The organism is Kitasatospora sp. NPDC004799, assembly GCF_040609095.1.
GTDB lineage: Bacteria > Actinomycetota > Actinomycetes > Streptomycetales > Streptomycetaceae > Kitasatospora.
This window is the reverse complement of sequence record NZ_JBEXJK010000179.1, coordinates 1-16,127: the sequence shown is the minus strand read 5'-3', so window position 1 is coordinate 16,127 and position 16,127 is coordinate 1. Positions and strand designations below refer to the sequence as shown.

General features: G+C 74.0%; 14 protein-coding genes. 8 read left to right on the top strand and 6 right to left on the bottom strand.

Features of this window, described 5'->3' with window-relative positions; translation table 11 throughout:
• Positions 1-94: 94 nt before the first annotated feature.
• Positions 95-1,501 (bottom strand): class II fumarate hydratase, encoded by a 1,407-nt coding sequence (locus ABZW03_RS22280; protein WP_355260898.1) that lies wholly within the window; start codon positions 1,499-1,501, stop codon positions 95-97.
• 193 nt (positions 1,502-1,694) lie between these two features.
• A complete protein-coding gene (locus ABZW03_RS22275) occupies positions 1,695-2,462 on the bottom strand; it encodes a carbon-nitrogen hydrolase family protein (protein WP_355260895.1) in 768 nt (255 codons plus the stop codon).
• A 386-nt stretch (positions 2,463-2,848) separates the two neighbouring features.
• Here ABZW03_RS22275 and ABZW03_RS22270 point away from each other — a divergent pair, with 386 nt between their 5' ends.
• Positions 2,849-4,861 (top strand): cholesterol oxidase substrate-binding domain-containing protein, encoded by a 2,013-nt coding sequence (locus tag ABZW03_RS22270; protein WP_355260892.1) that lies wholly within the window; start codon positions 2,849-2,851, stop codon positions 4,859-4,861.
• A gap of 42 nt (positions 4,862-4,903) precedes the next feature.
• Here ABZW03_RS22270 and ABZW03_RS22265 read toward each other — a convergent pair whose 3' ends face one another.
• Positions 4,904-5,575: an XRE family transcriptional regulator gene (locus ABZW03_RS22265; protein ID WP_355260889.1), complete on the bottom strand. Its 672-nt coding sequence runs from the start codon at positions 5,573-5,575 to the stop codon at positions 4,904-4,906.
• A 160-nt stretch (positions 5,576-5,735) separates the two neighbouring features.
• On the opposite strand from ABZW03_RS22265, the gene ABZW03_RS22260 reads away from it, so the two are divergent.
• Together ABZW03_RS22260 and ABZW03_RS22255 are read left to right on the top strand one after the other, a co-directional pair.
• The gene (locus ABZW03_RS22260; RefSeq protein WP_355260886.1) at positions 5,736-6,539 is read left to right on the top strand and encodes an AzlC family ABC transporter permease; all 804 of its coding nucleotides are present in this window, start codon (positions 5,736-5,738) and stop codon (positions 6,537-6,539) included.
• Complete coding sequence (locus ABZW03_RS22255; RefSeq protein ID WP_355260883.1) at positions 6,536-6,847, top strand: AzlD domain-containing protein; 312 nt, start codon at positions 6,536-6,538, stop codon at positions 6,845-6,847. The genes ABZW03_RS22260 and ABZW03_RS22255 overlap by 4 nt, the downstream gene beginning before the upstream one ends.
• 93 nt (positions 6,848-6,940) lie before the next feature.
• Here the strand turns inward: ABZW03_RS22255 and ABZW03_RS22250 are convergent, their stop codons facing one another.
• Positions 6,941-7,480: a GNAT family N-acetyltransferase gene (locus ABZW03_RS22250; protein WP_355260880.1), complete on the bottom strand. Its 540-nt coding sequence runs from the start codon at positions 7,478-7,480 to the stop codon at positions 6,941-6,943.
• 89 nt (positions 7,481-7,569) lie between these two features.
• Between ABZW03_RS22250 and ABZW03_RS22245 the strand changes: the two genes are divergently transcribed.
• The 5 genes from ABZW03_RS22245 (at position 7,570) to ABZW03_RS22225 (ending at position 12,896) form a co-directional block, all read left to right on the top strand.
• Positions 7,570-8,757, top strand: a complete 1,188-nt coding sequence (locus ABZW03_RS22245; protein ID WP_355260877.1) for an acyl-CoA dehydrogenase family protein — start codon at positions 7,570-7,572, stop codon at positions 8,755-8,757.
• Positions 8,758-8,833: 76 nt separating this feature from the next.
• Entirely contained in the window at positions 8,834-9,211 is a 378-nt protein-coding gene (locus tag ABZW03_RS22240) for a hypothetical protein (protein WP_355260874.1), read from the top strand.
• 271 nt (positions 9,212-9,482) lie between these two features.
• A complete protein-coding gene (locus tag ABZW03_RS22235) occupies positions 9,483-10,361 on the top strand; it encodes an alkaline phosphatase family protein (RefSeq protein WP_355260871.1) in 879 nt (292 codons plus the stop codon).
• 486 nt (positions 10,362-10,847) lie between these two features.
• Entirely contained in the window at positions 10,848-11,318 is a 471-nt protein-coding gene (locus tag ABZW03_RS22230; protein WP_355260868.1) for a hypothetical protein, read from the top strand.
• 267 nt (positions 11,319-11,585) lie between these two features.
• Positions 11,586-12,896, top strand: a complete 1,311-nt coding sequence (locus ABZW03_RS22225; RefSeq protein WP_355260865.1) for a multidrug effflux MFS transporter — start codon at positions 11,586-11,588, stop codon at positions 12,894-12,896.
• A 179-nt stretch (positions 12,897-13,075) separates the two neighbouring features.
• Here ABZW03_RS22225 and ABZW03_RS22220 read toward each other — a convergent pair whose 3' ends face one another.
• Both ABZW03_RS22220 and ABZW03_RS22215 read right to left on the bottom strand, forming a co-directional pair.
• Positions 13,076-15,133 (bottom strand): glycosyl hydrolase family 18 protein, encoded by a 2,058-nt coding sequence (locus ABZW03_RS22220; RefSeq protein WP_355260863.1) that lies wholly within the window; start codon positions 15,131-15,133, stop codon positions 13,076-13,078.
• 569 nt (positions 15,134-15,702) lie between these two features.
• Positions 15,703-16,127, bottom strand: a 425-nt coding sequence (locus ABZW03_RS22215; protein ID WP_355260860.1) for a hypothetical protein, incomplete at its 5' end; no start/stop codon positions are given.

The window sequence follows — 16,127 nt, the reverse complement described above, 5'->3', positions numbered from 1 at the left end:
GTTCCTTTTTGCCACCCCCCCCCGCCCCCCCCCGGCGCCCGCCCGGGGCTGCGCCCCGGGCCCGCCAGGGGCGGGTCAGCCGGGGGTGGGGCGGCTAGGGGTGGGTCATCCGCAGCACATCCAGGGCCTCGTCGAGCTGCTCCTCGGTGAGCAGGCCCTGTTCGAGGTAGCCGCGCTCCAGCACCACCTGACGGATCGTCTTGCGCTCGGCCAGCGCCTGCTTGGCGACCTTCGCGGCCTCCTCGTACCCGATGTAGCGGTTCAGCGGGGTCACCACCGAGGGCGAGGACTCCGCGTACTCCCGGGCCCGTTCGACGTTGGCGGTGATGCCGTCCACCGTCCGGTCGGCCAGCAGCCGGGCGCTGTTGGCCAGCAGCCGCACCGACTCCAGCACGTTGCGGGCGATCACCGGGAGCATCACGTTCAGCTCGAAGTTGCCGCTCGCGCCCGCCAGCGTGACCGTCGCGTCGTTGCCCACCACCTGGGCGGCGACCATCAGCACCACCTCGGGCAGCACCGGGTTCACCTTGCCGGGCATGATCGACGAACCGGGTTGGAGATCCGGCAGGTTGATCTCGCCGAGCCCGGTGCGCGGACCGGAGCCCATCCACCGCAGGTCGTTCGCGATCTTCGTGAACCCTACCGCCACCGTGCGCAGTTGACCGCTCAGCTCGACCAGGGCGTCCCGCGCGCCCTGCGCCTCGAAGTGGTTCCTGGCCTCGGTCAGCGGCAGGTCGGTGGCGCGGGCGACCTCCGCGATGACGGCCGCCGGGAACCCGGGCGGGGTGTTGATGCCGGTGCCCACCGCCGTTCCGCCGAGCGGGAGTTCGGCCACCCGGGGGAGGGTGGCCAGCAGCCGCTCCCGCCCGTGCCGCACCTGCGCCGCGTAGCCGCCGAACTCCTGGCCGAGCGTGACGGGCGTGGCGTCCATCAGGTGCGTGCGGCCCGACTTGACCACCCCGGCGAACTCGGTGGCCTTGCGCTCCAGCGCCTCCGCGAGGTGCTCCAGCGCCGGGACGAGGTCGTGGGTGACGGCGGCGGTGGCGGCGATGTGGATCGAGGACGGGAAGACGTCGTTGGACGATTGGCTGGCGTTGACGTGGTCGTTCGGGTGCACCGGCCGGCCCAGCCGCTCCCCGGCCAGGGTGGCGATCACCTCGTTGGTGTTCATGTTGGACGAGGTGCCCGAACCGGTCTGGAACACGTCCACCGGGAACTGGTCGTCCCAGTGCCCCTCCGCGACCTCCCCGGCCGCCGCCGCGATCGCCTCCGCCGTCTCCTCGTCCAGGACCCCGAGCCGGGCGTTCACCCGGGCCGCGGCGGCCTTGATCCGGGCCAGCGCGGCGATGTGCGCCCGCTCCAGCCGCTGGCCGGACACCGGGAAGTTCTCCACCGCCCGCTGCGTCTGCGCCTGCCACTTCGCCTCGGCCGGCACCCGGACCTCGCCCATCGAGTCGTGCTCGATCCGGTACTCCTGCGGCTTCTCCTGCTGGCCACCCATCGCGCGCTGCACCTCCTGTACGGGCCGGACAGGCCCGGAACGGATCTCCGATCACCACAGCCGCGGCGGGGCCCCGGGTATTTCCGGCCGGGGTGATCCCGGGCCCGGGGTTGACGTTCACCGACCGCCGGCGGGGCGGTCCGGCGCCTACCGCCGGGGCGGTCCGGCGCCTACCGCCGGGGCGGCGCGGCGCCTACCGTCGGCGCAGCTCGGCGCGGACCAGCTCGCCCGGGGCGGTGCCGGCCTGGGCGACGATCTCCCCGTCCGGGGCCCAGACGCCGGAGCCGCCCGAGGTGTCCGGGTACTCGCCGCTGGCCCCGGCACAGGTCGCGAGCACGCACCACACCCCGTGGGCCACGGCCCGGCTGCGGAGGTGCCCGTCCCGGCGCTCGGCCTGGGCGGCGCCGGGCCCGTAGAGGGTGGACGCGACGTAGGCGTCGATGCCGAGCGCGGAGGTCTCCGCGGCGTGCGCCGGGTCGGCGGCGTCCGCGCAGACGGCCAGGCCGAGCCGCAGGCCGTCCAGCTCCAGGACGACGGGCTTCTCGCCGGGGGTGAAGCGCTCGACCTCGGCGCCGTGCAGGCACATCTTCCGGTAGACGACCGCGGCGCCCTCCCCGGTGACCGCCAGCGTGGCGATGCACTCGCGACCGTCGGCCTCGGCGACCGGTGCCCCGACCAGGGCGACGGCACCGGTCTCGGCGCAAGCCGCCACCAGCGGCGCGAGACGGGCGTCCGCCGGGTCGACGGCCGGCGCGGCCAGGTCGTAGCCGGTCAGCGACAGCTCGGGGAACACCACCAGCCGGGTGCCCGCCTCCCGCACCGCCGCCGCGTGCAGGGCGACGTTCTCGGAGACGGTCTCCGGACGGCCGGCGACGGCGCAGACCGGCTGGGCGACGGCGACGGCGACGGTCAGCGGTGCGGTCGCGGTGGACGACTCGTGCGGCTGCGCGGACGAGGGCATGGCGGATCCTCCGGCGGGGCGGGGTGGGGTGATCATGGTCAACCTATGTGCCCGCCGCGGACGCGGGCAACAGAGCCCGGACAGGGCGCGGGACGGGCGGGCGGGACGGGCGGGCGGGGCGCCCGGGGAGGATCGGGCAGATCTCACGCGAGTTCACCTGAACTCAGGCGAACTCAGGTGAACTCACTCGAAGGAGTGAGATCCCCGGCGGGCGCTTCAAACTGCCGTGCGCCCCTTCGTACGCTCCGGACCGGGCCGGACGGACTCCGGCCGGACCCGGATCGCCGCAGCTCGGCCCGGGGGGACCAGTACGAGGGGTGGGCGGACGGATGACCACAGGGCACGGCCCGACGGGCGGAACGGGTGACGGGGCGACGGTGGAGGGGATGACCCCAACGCATGCCCGGGTGGACGTCGCGGCGGGCGTCCCGGGGGCCGACGCTCCGGCGGACGCGGGGACGGGCCCCTCCGGCGGCCTCACCCGGCGGCGGCTGCTGGGCGCGTCGGCGGCGCTCGGCGGCGCGGCCTGGCTGCTGCGCGGCACCGTCGGCCCGGACAGCGCCGAGGCCGCCACGCCCGTACCGCCCGGGCTGCCCGCCGGCACCGAGCTCTACCAGCGGGTCTTCCAGAACTGGTCCGGCGAGATCCGCACCGACCAGCTGTGGACCTGCGCGCCCCGCACCCCGGAGGAGGTCCCGGCCCTCGCCGACTGGGCGCACGCCAACGGCTGGCGGCTGCGCGCCTCCGGCTACCGGCACACCTGGGCGCCGCTCACCGTCGCCGCCGGGACCCGGGAGAGCGCCCGGGTCCTGCTCGTGGACACCAGCCGGTACCTCACCGCCATCGGCTCCGAATCGCCCGGCACCGTCCGGGTGCAGACCGGCGCCACCATGGAGGCCCTGCTCGCCCACCTGGCCGACCGCGGCCTCGGCCTGACCGCCTGCCCGGCCCCCGGCGAGATCACCGTCGGAGGGGTGCTCGCCATCGGCGGCCACGGCACCGCCCTCCCGGCCGCCGGGGAGGTACGGCCGGAGGGGCACGGCTACGGCTCGGTCAGCAACCAGGTCGTCCGGCTCACCGCCGTCGTCCTCGACCCGGCCACCGGCCGCTACACCCTGCGCACCTTCGAGCGCTCCGAGGCCGACAGCGCCGCCTTCCTGGTGCACCTGGGCCGGGCCTCCCTCACCGAGGTGGTGCTGCGGGCCGGCGCCGACCGGCCGATGCGCTGCGTCAGCCGGCTCGACATCCCGGCAGGCGAGCTCTTCGCCCGCCCGGGTACCGGCTCGGGGGCCGGCGGGGGCGCCTCGACGGGGGCCGGCTCGGGCGCCGGTGCGGGAAGCGGCGGGGACGGCGGGCTCGGCGGAGTGCTGGGCGGAGTGCTCGGGGGAGTGCTGGGCGGCGTCCTGGGCGGGGACGCAGGAGGCCCGCGCACCTTCGCCGACTTCGTGGATCGCGACGGGCGGGTGGAGGCGATCTGGTTCGCCTACACCGAGTACCCCTGGCTCAAGACCTGGAGCGTCACGCCGAACAAGCCGCTCGCCTCGCTGTCCGTCGACCACCCCTACAACTACCCCTTCTCGGACAACCTGCCGGAGCCGGTCGCCCGGCTCGCCGGTGAGATCGTCACCGGCGCCTGGGCGTCGGCCCCGCTGTTCGGCCAACTCCAGTACCTGGTCGCGAAGGTGGGGCTGACCGGCGACATCACGGACGTCCTGCTCTCCGGCGCCCTGCTGCGCCAACTGCTCAACGGCGAGGTGCTCACCCACCTGCTCGCGGGCGGACTGCGCTCCGACCTCTGGGGCCCCTCGCGCACCCTGCTCCAGTACGTCCGCCCGACCACCCTGCGGGTCACCGCCAACGGCTACGCGATCCTCACCAAGCGCGCCGACCTCCAGTGGGTGGTGAGCGAATTCGCCGCCTACTACCGGGAGTTGCTCGCCGACTACCAGGCCAGGGGCGAGTTCCCGGTGAACGGCGCGGTGGAGATCCGGGCCACCGGCCTGGACGACCCGGCCTCCTCCGGTGTCCCCGGCGCCCGGCCCCCGCTGCTGTCCGCGCTGCGCCCGCGCGCCGACCGGCCCGAGTGGGACACGGCGGTCTGGCTGGACGTCCTCGCCTTCCCCGGCACCCCCGGACTGGAGCGCTTCGCCCGGGAGTTGGAGCAGTGGCTGCTGCGCACCTTCGACGGCACCCGGGCGGGCCTGCGGGTCGAGTGGTCCAAGGGCTGGGCGTACACCGATGCCGCCGCCTGGTCCGATCCCGACCTGCTGGGCCGGGTCATCCCCGACAGCCTGCGGGCCGGCGGCGGGCCCGGCTGGGACGAGGCGGTCGCCGTCCTGGACCGCCACGATCCGCACCGGGTGTTCGGAAACCCCTTCCTGGACGGGCTGTTGAAGTAGCCCAGTTGCTTCTGCGTGATCTGACTGACCGTCAGGTCCGGGTCAGATGTGCTCCATGACGATCACCGCGAGGGTGTCCGGGGCCAGGGCGCGGAACACGTGCGGAGCGTCGCCCGGGTAGCTCACGTAGTCGCCCGGGCCCAGCTCGACCGGGGCCTCCGTCGGCCCGACCAGTGCCCGCCCGGCGCCGATCATCACATGTTCGACGGTGCCGGGCATGTGCGGGTCGGAGGCCCGGGTCTCGCCCGGCTGCGCCTCGATCCGGTAGATGTCGCGCCGGGCGTTGGGCGGGCAGGAAGCGAGCACGGTGGCGGCGTAGTCGGCGCGCTCGGAGTGGGTCACCGGGCCCTCGCCGGCCCGGATCACCTTGACCACCGGGCGCGGCGGGTCGACGAGCCGGCTGAACGGCACGTTCAGCGCGACCCCGAGCGCCCAGAGCGTCTCCACGCTGGGGTTGCCCGCGCCCGACTCCAGCTGGGACAGCGTGGACTTGGCGATGCCCGCGCGCCGGGCCAGCTCGGCCATCGACAGCCCGCTGCGCTCGCGCTCGCGCCGGATCGAGGCGGCGATCTGGCCGATCAGCTCGGCGCCGGTGGCGCTGCTGCCGCTGCTGCCGGTGCCGCCGGTGCTGCCGCTGGTGGCGCCGCTGGTGGAGCCGGTGGTGGGGCCGTTGGGGCCGGCGGGGTCCGTGGCCGGGGTGGTCTGGTCACTCATGCTCGCCACTCACGCTTCCTCCTGCCCCATCGGGCGACTCCCGGTTGCGGCCGATGCCGCCGTTCATGCTGCCACGAGCGGCCCCGTCCACCATCGTTCGCTCGGCCGGTCTGTTCGTTCGTCTTGACGAACACTGCTGGTCGGGTTCAGTCTAATGAACATGCGTTCGCTACTCCGAACACTGGAGCGTGCCACCCTCCGGGACATCGCCCTGGTCTGCCTGGCCGACGCCCTCGTCGGCGCCTCCTTCGGTGCGATCAGCGTCTCCGGCGGCCTGCCGCTCTGGGTGCCGATCGCCCTCTCCGTCCTGGTCTTCGCCGGCGGTTCCCAGTTCGCGGCGGTCGGCGTGGTGCTCTCCGGCGGCGGCGCCCTCGCCGCGGTCGCCACCGGGCTGGTGCTCAACGCCCGGCTGCTCCCCTTCGGCTTCACCGTGGCCGACGTGCTCGACGGCCCGTGGTGGTGGCGGCGGCTGGTGGGGGCGCAGCTGCTCACCGACGAGACCGCCGCCTTCGCGCTGCAGCAGAGCGAGCCGCGGCGGCGCCGGGCCGTGTACTGGCTCTGCGGGATCGCGCTGTTCGTGGTCTGGAACGTCTCGGTGCTGCTCGGGGCGCTCGCGGGCGGGCTGATCGGCGACACGGACGCGCTCGGCCTGGACGCCGCCTTCCCCGCCGTGCTGCTCGCGCTCGTGCTGCCTTCGCTCGCGGACCGCCGCACCCGTACGGCGGCGGTGGTGGGCGCGGTGGTCGCGGTGGCGGCCACGCCGTTCGTCCCGTCCGGGCTGCCGGTGCTGCTCGCCCTGGTCGGGCTGCTGTTCGCCGGACGGCCGGCGGTCCAGGGGTCGGGGCTTCAGGGGGCGGCGGGCCGGGAGGCGACGGGCGGGCGGGAAGCGGAGGACCCCGGGAGCGAGGGGAATGCCGAAAGTGTGGAGAACGTGGAGCACGCGGAGAAGGAGGCGGTCCGATGATGCCGCTGTACGCCGTCCTGCTGCTGGCGGCCGGGACGTACGCCTTCCGGCTCGCCGGGCCGCTGCTCGGCGGTCGGCTCGCCCTCTCGGAGCGGCTGCGGCACCTGCTGGCCGTCGCGGCGGCGGTGCTGCTGGTGGCGCTGATCGCGACCGGCGCACTGACCCAGGGGCACGGCTTCGCGGGGTGGGCCCGTCCGGCGGGCGTGCTGGTCGCGGGCGTGCTCGCGCTGCGCCGGGCGCCGTTCCCGGCGGTGGTCGTCGCGGGTGCGGCGACGACGGCGGTGCTGCGGCTCTGCGGGGTGGGGTGACAGCTGACAGAGTTTGAAATCTGTTATCTGTCAGCTGTTATCTGTTCGCCGTCATCTGTCGGCTGTGATCTGTTCGCGGTCACCTGTTCGCGGTCACCGGTCTTCCCCGGCCTGCTGGTGCGCCAGGGACTTGAAGAAGATGGTGGTCGGCCGGAGGGTGCCCGCCGGGTCGGCCGCGAAGTCCGGCACCGAGCCGACCCGGGTCCAGCCCGCCCGCTCGTACAGCCGCTCGGCCGGGCTGCCCGCCTCGGTGTCCAGCACCAGCGTCCGGATGCCCAGCGCCGCCAGCAGCCGCCCGGCCAGCCGGTGGCCGCGGTCCGCCGGGTGCACCATCAGCTTGGCCACCTCGCCCCGGTGGCGGCCGTTCGCGGTGGCGGCCGGCCTCAGCTGCACCGTGCCGGCGAGCCGTCCGTCGCCCCGGTCCCGGGCGGTCCACAGCACCAGCCGCCCGGCCGCGAGGTCCGGGCCGAGCGTCCGCCACCACGCCGCGGCCTCGTCCGGCCGCAGCGGGGCGAGGAACCCGACCGAGGCGCCGCCGTGCACGGTCTCCGCCAGGAGCCCGCCGAACTCCTCCGCCGAGTCCTCCAGCTCCCGGGCCGTCACCTCGGCCACCGCGTACCCGCCCTCGGACATGTCGCCATCCTCACTCGTTCGCGCCCGCCCACCGCTCGGCCGGGTGCGGAATACTCGCCGGTATTCCGCCGAGAGTACAAGGAGCTTCAATGACGAAGCCGAACCGGATCGACCCGTCCGACCTGCTCGCGGTCGGCGACCTGCTCTCCGACGAGGAGCGGCTGATCCGCGACACCGTCCGCCGGTTCACCGAGGAGCGCATCCGCCCGCACATCGGCGACTGGTTCGAGCGCGGGGTCTTCCCGGCGCGTGAACTCGCCCCCGAGCTCGGCGCCCTTGGCGTACTCGGCATGCACCTCGACGGCTACGGCTGCGCGGGCGCCGACGCGGTGGCGTACGGGGTGGCCTGCATGGAGCTGGAGGCGGCCGACTCCGGTCTGCGCAGCTTCGTCTCCGTCCAGGGCTCGCTCGCGATGCGCTCGATCCACGCCTTCGGCTCCGAGGAGCAGAAGCAGCGCTGGCTGCCCGGCATGGCGGCCGGTGAACTGATCGGCTGCTTCGGCCTCACCGAGCCGGACTTCGGCTCGGACCCGGCCAACATGCGCACCCGGGCGGTGCGGAAGGGCGGCGAGCGCGGCGACTGGGTGCTGTCCGGCAGCAAGATGTGGATCACCAACGGCAGCATCGCCGACGTCGCCGTGGTCTGGGCGCAGACCGAGGAGGGCGTGCGCGGCTTCCTGGTCGAGCGCGGCACCCGCGGCCTGACCGCCACCGACGTGCACGGCAAGCTCTCGCTGCGCGCCTCGGTCACCAGCGAGCTGGCCTTCGACGAGGTGGTGCTGCCCGCCGACGCCGTGCTGCCCGGGGTGGTCGGCCTGCGCGGACCGCTCTCCTCCCTCAACGAGGCCCGCTACGGCATCCTCTGGGGCACCGTCGGCGCCGCCCGCGACTGCTACACCTCCGCCCTGGACTACGCCAAGAGCCGGATCCAGTTCGACCGGCCGATCGCGGGCTTCCAGCTGACCCAGCAGAAGCTGGTCGAGATGATGCTGGAGGTCGAGAAGGCGTACCTGGTCGCCCTGCGGATCGGCCGGCTCAAGGAGCAGGGCGCGGCCCGCCCGCCGCACGTCAGCTTCGGCAAGCTCAACAACGTCCGCACCGCGCTGGAGATCGCCCGCAGCGCCCGGACCGTCCTCGGGGCCAACGGCATCACCACCGAGTACCCGGTGCTGCGGCACGCCAACAACCTGGAGTCGGTGCTCACCTACGAGGGCACCAGCGAGATCCACACCCTGGTCCTCGGCGAGGCCATCACCGGCGAGTCCGCCTACCGCTGACGGGCGGCTCTCCGGGGCACTCCGGCCCGGGAAATCCGGTGGCCGGGCCCGCCGCGGCCCGGCTACCGTCCCTGCCATGACCAGCCAGTCCGCCCCCACGCCGCCCCCGACCACCACCCTCTGGCGCCCCACCGGGCCCGAGGAGCTGGCCCTGGTCGAGGCCGCCGACCGGCGCGCCTGGCCGCCCCGCCTGCCCGAGCAGCCGATCTTCTACCCCGTCCTCAACGAGGACTACGCGATCCGGATCGCCCGGGACTGGAACGTGCCCGCCTCCGGCGTCGGCTACGTCACCCGCTTCGAGGTCGACACCGCCTTCCTCGCCCGCTACCCCGTGCGGCAGGCGGGCGGCCGGACCATCCTCGAGCTCTGGGTGCCCGCCGAGGAGCTGGCGGAGTTCAACCGGCACATCGTCGGCCGCATCGAGGTCGTCCACGAGTTCCGCCCGCAGCCCTGACCGAACAGCGGCCCTGACCGGTCCGCAGCCCTGACCGAACAGCGGCCCTGACCGGTCCGCAGCCCTGACCGAACAGCGGCCCTGACCGGTCCGCGGCCCTGACCGGTCTCCTCCCAGGTCGGCGGGTTCCCGGCGCCCTTCCGACACCTCGCGGACACCCGGCGTTCGGCGGTGGGACGCCGACCGGTACGGCGGCCGGTGAAGCATGGCGCGGTCGGCGGCGCCCTCGGCGGGCGCGGCCGGGTGTGCACGACCGAAAGGAACCCCCGCCATGTCCGCTGCCCAGTGGCCCCGCCCCCGGGTGCTCGTCGTCGGGATCGACGGCGTCCGCCACGACTACCTGGCCCAGGTGCCGATGCCGCGCCTGCGGGAGGTCGCCGAGGCCGGGTTCCTGGTGCCGGTCACTGTCGCGGACACCACGCCCACCATGTCCGGGCCGTGCTGGGCCACCATCGTGACCGGGGTCGAGCCCGCCAAGCACGGGGTCTGGGGCAACCACCTGGGCGGCAACCGGCTCGACGTGTTCCCCGACTTCGCCACCCGCCTCGCCCGGGGCGACCGCCGCCGCACCTTCGTCGCCGCCGGCTGGGACCCGCTGATGATCAACGAGTCCGGCGGCCCGCTGTTCCGCGCCCCCGGTCGGCTCTCCTACGTGGCCCCCGCCGAGGACACCCCCGAGGCCTGGGAGATCGTGGACGAGGAGGTCACCCGGGAGGCCGTCCACGTCCTCGGCACGGCCGACCCCGAGGCCTCCTTCGTCTACCTCGGCGCCGTCGACGAGACCGCCCACTTCCTGGGCTGCGGCGACGAGTACCGCGCGTCCATGCGCGCCGCCGACGAGCGCCTCGGCCGCCTCCTCGACGCCGTCCGCGGCCGGGCGACCCACGCCGAGGAGCAGTGGACGGTCATCGTCGTCACCGACCACGGACACCTGGACGCCGGCGGCCACGGCGGCCGTACGCCCGAGGAGCGGACGGCCTGGGTCGCCTGCGCCGGGCACGGCATCCCGGCCGGCCCGCCCACCGGCGAGATCCGCCACCCGGACGTCGCCGCCCAGGTGTACGCCTCGCTGCTGCGCCCGATCGACCCGCACTGGACGCTCGACGGCCACCCGTTCCCGGTCGCCCGGCCGGTACCGGCGGCGGTCTGAGGCACGGGCGCGCCGGCCCGGGGCCGGCCGTCGGTGCCCCGGGTGCAGCAGGCCGGGCTGCGGTGGTGCCGGGCTTGAGCAAGGCTCGATCGGGGCTCGGACCGTGACCGACCCGGGAGCGCCGACCCGGAGTGCCGTCCCGGAGCGCGACCCGGAGTGCCGACCCGAGCGCCGGGGCGGCGCGTCCCCGGGGCCGGGGCCGGGTTTCCCCGGGGCCGGCGGGGGCCGGAACCCGTGGACCTCAGGGTCCCCGCCGAAGGGCATACGCCTGAAGGTGGAGACGGTACCCCGTGGGTCGGAGACGACATCGCGACCTGGTGGTGACGATCCGACGGGTCCGCACGGGCCACGATGGTTGCACCGGGCGGCGGAGCACGCCGGCCGGGTCGGTGGCGCAGTCCTGAACGGCCGCGCCGGAAGCGGGGACGAGCGGCAACGGCCGCACGGACACGACACGGAGAGGGCAGTCGGGGAATGAAGGGCATCGTGAGCAAGGTCGCGCTGGGAGTCGCGGGTACCGGCATGGCCGTCGCCGTGGCGGCCGTGGCAATCGGCCCGCGGGTGTCCGAGTGGTACGACGGGCACCACCAGCAGCAGGGCTCGTACGCGACCGGTACCCAGGCCAAGGCCGAACACCGGTCGGTGCCGGCCTGGCTGCCCGACAACGCCTCCGGGGTGAAGTACCTGATGTCCACCCGGGGCGACGACCGCCTGCTGCACGCCATCCTCCCCGAGGGCCGGCTCCCCGTCGGCTGCACCACCGGGCTGCCGGGCAAGAGCGCCCACCCGGTGCCGCAGTCGCTCAAGGCCGGCTGGTTCCCCGAGAACGTCGTGACCAAGGCGAGCGGCACCTGCGGGCACTACAACGTGGCGCTGACCGGCAACCAGCTCTACGCGTGGCAGGACGGCGCGGCGCTGCAGGCGGCGCTGCGCGCCGAGCACGTCGCCAAGCACTGAGGCCGGGAGCCGGCGGCCTGCCCCGGGCTGCGTCGAACCGGTTCTGACCGGCCCCGACCAGCCATGATCGGGGAGCGGAACGGCCCGCCGGGCACCGGAAGGTGCGGGCGGGCCGTCGTCGTGCGCGGGCGCGGAACGGGCGGCCGGCGACCCGCCCGGACGCACCCTCACGGCCGAACAGCTCGCACCCCCGCTGTCGGAACCGGCCCGGGCTGCGATAGGACGGAGCGCGAACGAGCCCCACGTCACCCGTCCGTAAGGAGCACCATGCCCGGCCCGACCGTCGGCCCCACCGACGACACGTCGACCGCTGCCGCCACCACGCCCACGACCGCATCCACGACCGCATCCGTCGCCGCACCCGCCACCGGACGGGGCCGTCCCGGCTGGGCCGTGATCGCCACCCTCGGCGGTCTCACCGCGCTCGGCCCGCTCACCACGGACCTCTACCTGCCGGGCCTGCCCGCGATCGCCGACGACCTGGTCGCCCAGCCGGCCGCCGTCCAGCTCACCCTGACCTTCTCGATGTTCGGGGTCGCGGCCGGGCAGCTGCTCTTCGGGCCGCTCAGCGACCGCTTCGGGCGCCGCCCGCCGCTGCTCGCGGGGCTCGTCCTCTACACCCTGTCCAGCGTGGTGTGCGTGGTCGCGCCGAACCTGCCGGTGCTGATCGCCGCCCGCTTCCTCCAGGGCGCGGCCGGTTCCGCCGGGCTGGTGATCGGGCGCGCCGTCTCCCGGGACCGCTTCCAGGGCGTCGCGCTGCTGCGCTTCCTCGCCTCGATCGCCCTGATATCCGGGCTGGCGCCGATCCTCGCCCCGATCGTCGGCGCGCAGCTGATGCGGTTCACCTCGTGGCGCGGCACCTTCGGCGTGCTCACGGCGCTCGGACTGCTGCTCACCCTGGTCTCCTTCGGGGTGCTGCGCGAGACGCTGCCGCCGGAGACCCGGCACGGCGGCGGGGTGGGCACGACCCTGCGGACGATGGGCCGGCTGCTGCGCAACCTGCCGTTCCTCGGGCTGGCGCTGACCAGCTCCCTCGCCTTCGGGGCGCTGTTCGGCTACATCAGCGGGTCCTCGACGGTGCTCCAGCACGTGTACCACGTGTCGCCGCAGACCTACAGCCTGCTGTTCGGGCTGAACTCGTTCGCGATCGTGGTGATGACCCAGGTCAACGGGCGGGTACTGGCGCCGCGCTTCACCCAGCGGGCGCTGATGCTGGGCAGCCTCGCCGCGGCGGTGGCCGCCGGGGTGGCGCTGGTGCTGCTGACGACGGTGTGGGACTTCGGGCTGGTCGGCTTCTGTCCGCCGCTGTTCGTGATGATGGGCAGCCTCGGTGTGCTGCTGCCGAACACCGCGGCCCAGGCGCTCGGCCTGGTCGAGCCGCAGGTGGCGGGTACGGCGTCGGCGCTGCTCGGGACGGGCAACTTCCTGTGCGGTGCGGTGGTCGCGCCGCTGAGCAGCCTCGGCGGTCAGCCGTCGGCGGTGCTGCTGGCACTGGTGGTCCTGGTCTGCGGGGTGCTGGCGACGGTGGCGTACCTGGCGCTGTGCCGGCCGGAGCGGATGCGGGCGGTGGGCGGCTGACGGGCGGCGGCTGGACGAACGGCTGCGGACAGGTGACGGCGACCGGATAGCAGCGGACAGACGACAGACGACAGCGGACAGACGACAGCGAACAGAAAACAGATGACAGCTGACAGATGTTGAAATCTGTCAGCTGTCATCTGTTATTCGTCGCCCGTCATCCCTCGCCCGAAGCGGACTCAGGCGATGGAGAAGTCATCCCCGTACACGTTGCCCTGGCCGTACCAGCCGTGCAGGTACACGGTGACGGTGCCGTTGGCGCCGGTGGTGAAGGGGACGGACAGCTTGGTCCAGCCGGCGGAGTTGGCCCAGGCGCTGGCCGTGGCGCCGCCGCTGACGCCGACGTAGGCGTAGTTGCCCTGCACCCAACCGCTCAGGGTGTAGCTGGTGTTGGGCTTCAGCGTGACGGTCTGCGCGCACTCGCCGGTCTGGCTCGCGGTGGCCGCGGCCTGGAGCGCCTTGCTGCCGCCGTGGACCGGGGTGGAGACCACGGCGCCGCCGCTCTGGCAGGTCCACGGGGTCAGGCTGCCGCTCTCCAGGTCGCCGTTGACCAGGCCGGTCGTCGGGCCGGTCCCGGTGACGGTCAGCGTGTAGGTCGTGGTGTGGCTGCCGGACGCCCCGGTGGCGGTGACCGACACCGGGTAGGTGCCCGGAGCTGCGGCCGAGGTGGTGGAGATGTTCAGCGTGGCGCTGTTGCCGGCGGTGACGCTGCCGGGGGTCACGGTCGCGGTGACGCCGGCGACCGGGACGCTGCTGACCGTGAGGTTGAGGCTCTGCGCCGAGCCCGCGGTGACCGCCGTCGCGACGGTCGCGGAGGTGGACGAACCGGCAGCGACCGTACCGGAGTTCGGGTTCACGGCGACCGAGAAGTCGTTGCCCGGCTGGGTGCCGGTGACGTTCAGGGTGAAGGTGCTGGTGTGGCTGCCGGAGGCCGCCGCGCCGGTGACCGTGATCGGGTAACTGCCGGGCGTCACCGAGGCGGTGGTGGAGATGTTCAGCGTGGCGCTGTTGCCGGCGGTGACGCTGCCGGGGGTCACGGTCGCGGTGACGCCCGCCGGGGCGCCGCTGACCGTGAGGTTGACGCTCTGCGCCGAGCCCGCCGTCACGGCCGTCGCGACGGTGGCGGAGGTGGACGAACCGGCCGCGACCGTGGCGGAGTTCGGGCTGACCGACACCGAGAAGTCGTTGTTCACCGTCGAGCCGCTGGTGAACGGCGCGAAGATGTGGGTGAAGTCCCAGGTGTTCTGGGGGATCCCGGAGCAGTTGTCGTTGCCCTTGGTGCCCGGGCAGCTGCCGTTGTCGCGCTGGAGCGCCCAGAAGGACAGCGTGTTGATGCCCTTCGCGACGGCCCAGTTGTACACGGTGGTGGCGTTGGCCAGGGTGAAGGTCTCGGCCGGGCCGAAGTCGTCGACACCGATCATCTCGGTGATCCCGATCGAACCCCACAGCTGGGCGGGGGTCTTGGTCGGGTAGAGCTTGGCGAGCTGGTTGTAGAGACCCTGCGCGGAGGTCTGGGTGTCGGCCGCCATGTCGTGGGTGGCGTTGTCGTAGTAGTCGAAGGTCATCATGTTGACGACGTCGATCCGCGCGTTGTTGCTGACCGCGTTGCGCAGCACCGCGAGGCCGCTGTCGGCCAGCCCCGAGGTGGTGGTCGGCAGCGTGTAGGAGAACTGGATGCTCCGGCCCTTGGTGGCGGCCCAGTCCTGCACCAGCTTGATCGCCTTGTTGCGGCGGTCGATCCCGCCGCTGTTGGTCAGCGAGTTGTCCTCGATGTCGAGGTCGATCCGGCTGATGTCGTAGGTGGTGATCACGTTCTCGAAGGCGGCCGCGATCTGGTTGACGTCGGTGCAGCTGTCGGCCAGCTCGGTGCCGGTGTTGTCGGCGGTGTAGCCGCCGAAGGACGGGATCACGTCCCCGCCGTTGGCGCGGATGGTCGCGAAGTCGGCGCCGAAGGTCGCGGAGGACACCGGCATGGAGGTGTCGCCGTTCCAGTACGGCGTGCAGGAGCCCTTGGTGGCGGTCTGGAGGAACGCCATGGTCAGGTGCTTGGCGCCGGACTGCGCGGCCAGCTGGGCCGGGCTCTGGCCGGTCCAGGCCTCGAAGTAGGGGGCGAAGACCCGGCTGGGAAGCGGGGTGGCGGCCTGGGCGGAGCTCGTCCCGGCGGCGACCAGGCCGGCCGAGGCGGCCAGCGTGGCGCAGGCCGTCAACACGGCCTGGACTGTTCTGCGAAGGCGCATGGATTCTCCAACAGACGTGGTGGGGCAGGACGTTGGGGAGGTGCGGTCGGGCCGGGGCGGGGTGGCCGTGTGGGGTCGGCCGGGGTCCCGGGACCGGTCGGACATCGGGAGCAGGGGAGTGCGGGCGTGCGGCGTGCGGGCGTGCGAAGGCCCACCGACTCGCGTGGACGCGGGCGGCGTGCGGATGCGCGCGCCGTACGGAGCGGGGGTGGAGCGGAGCAGGGCAGGGCAGTGCCTCAGCCGCCGGTGGTCACACCCCCACAGTGCATCCCGGTCGGATCGACATGCTTATGTTTGGACTAGACCACTGGTCTGTCAAGAGACCTAACTGTTCGTCAGCACACGGTCCGCGTGGCGGAAGGGGGCGGGCGGGGGTCGGGCGCGGGGACTGTCGACGGCGGGAGGCTCCGGAGGCCGGGAAGGCCGCCGAAAACAGGGAGGCCGTGGCCGCGCACCCGGAAGGGGTGGCGGCCACGGCCGGCCCGGCGCTCAGGACGCCGGGCGGTCCACTGTGGTGTCGCGGGTCCGCGGATCCACGGGCCGGTGGGCCCACGGACCCGAGGGGCGGCTCAGCGGAACGGCGGGCAGAGTGTGGCGAGCAGCGCCTCGTTGATCTTCGCGGCGGTGTCCGCCCCGAAGCCCTGCGGGTGGTCGGCGGAGGTGAAGCGCTGGTTGGCCAGCTCGACCAGCTTCTGCTTGTCCTTGGGGAACTGGTACATCGCCTGGCACTGGTTGCGCGCGCGGTCCACGGCCTGGTCGGGCTTGCCGCCGACGATCGCCGGGTCGATCGCGTCCAGCGCGGAGACCAGCTTGGCCGTCAGGTCGTCGCCCGGCTTGGCGGGCAGTCCGGCGTCGGCGGGCGGGGCGGGCTTGGCCGGTGCGGGGGCTCCCGAGGCGCCGGCGTCGGGGGCGGGTGGCGAACTCCTCGGCGAGAACCCGGCCGACGGCGTCCCGCTCGCGTTCGACCACGGCCTGATCCTCGCCGAAGGCGTGG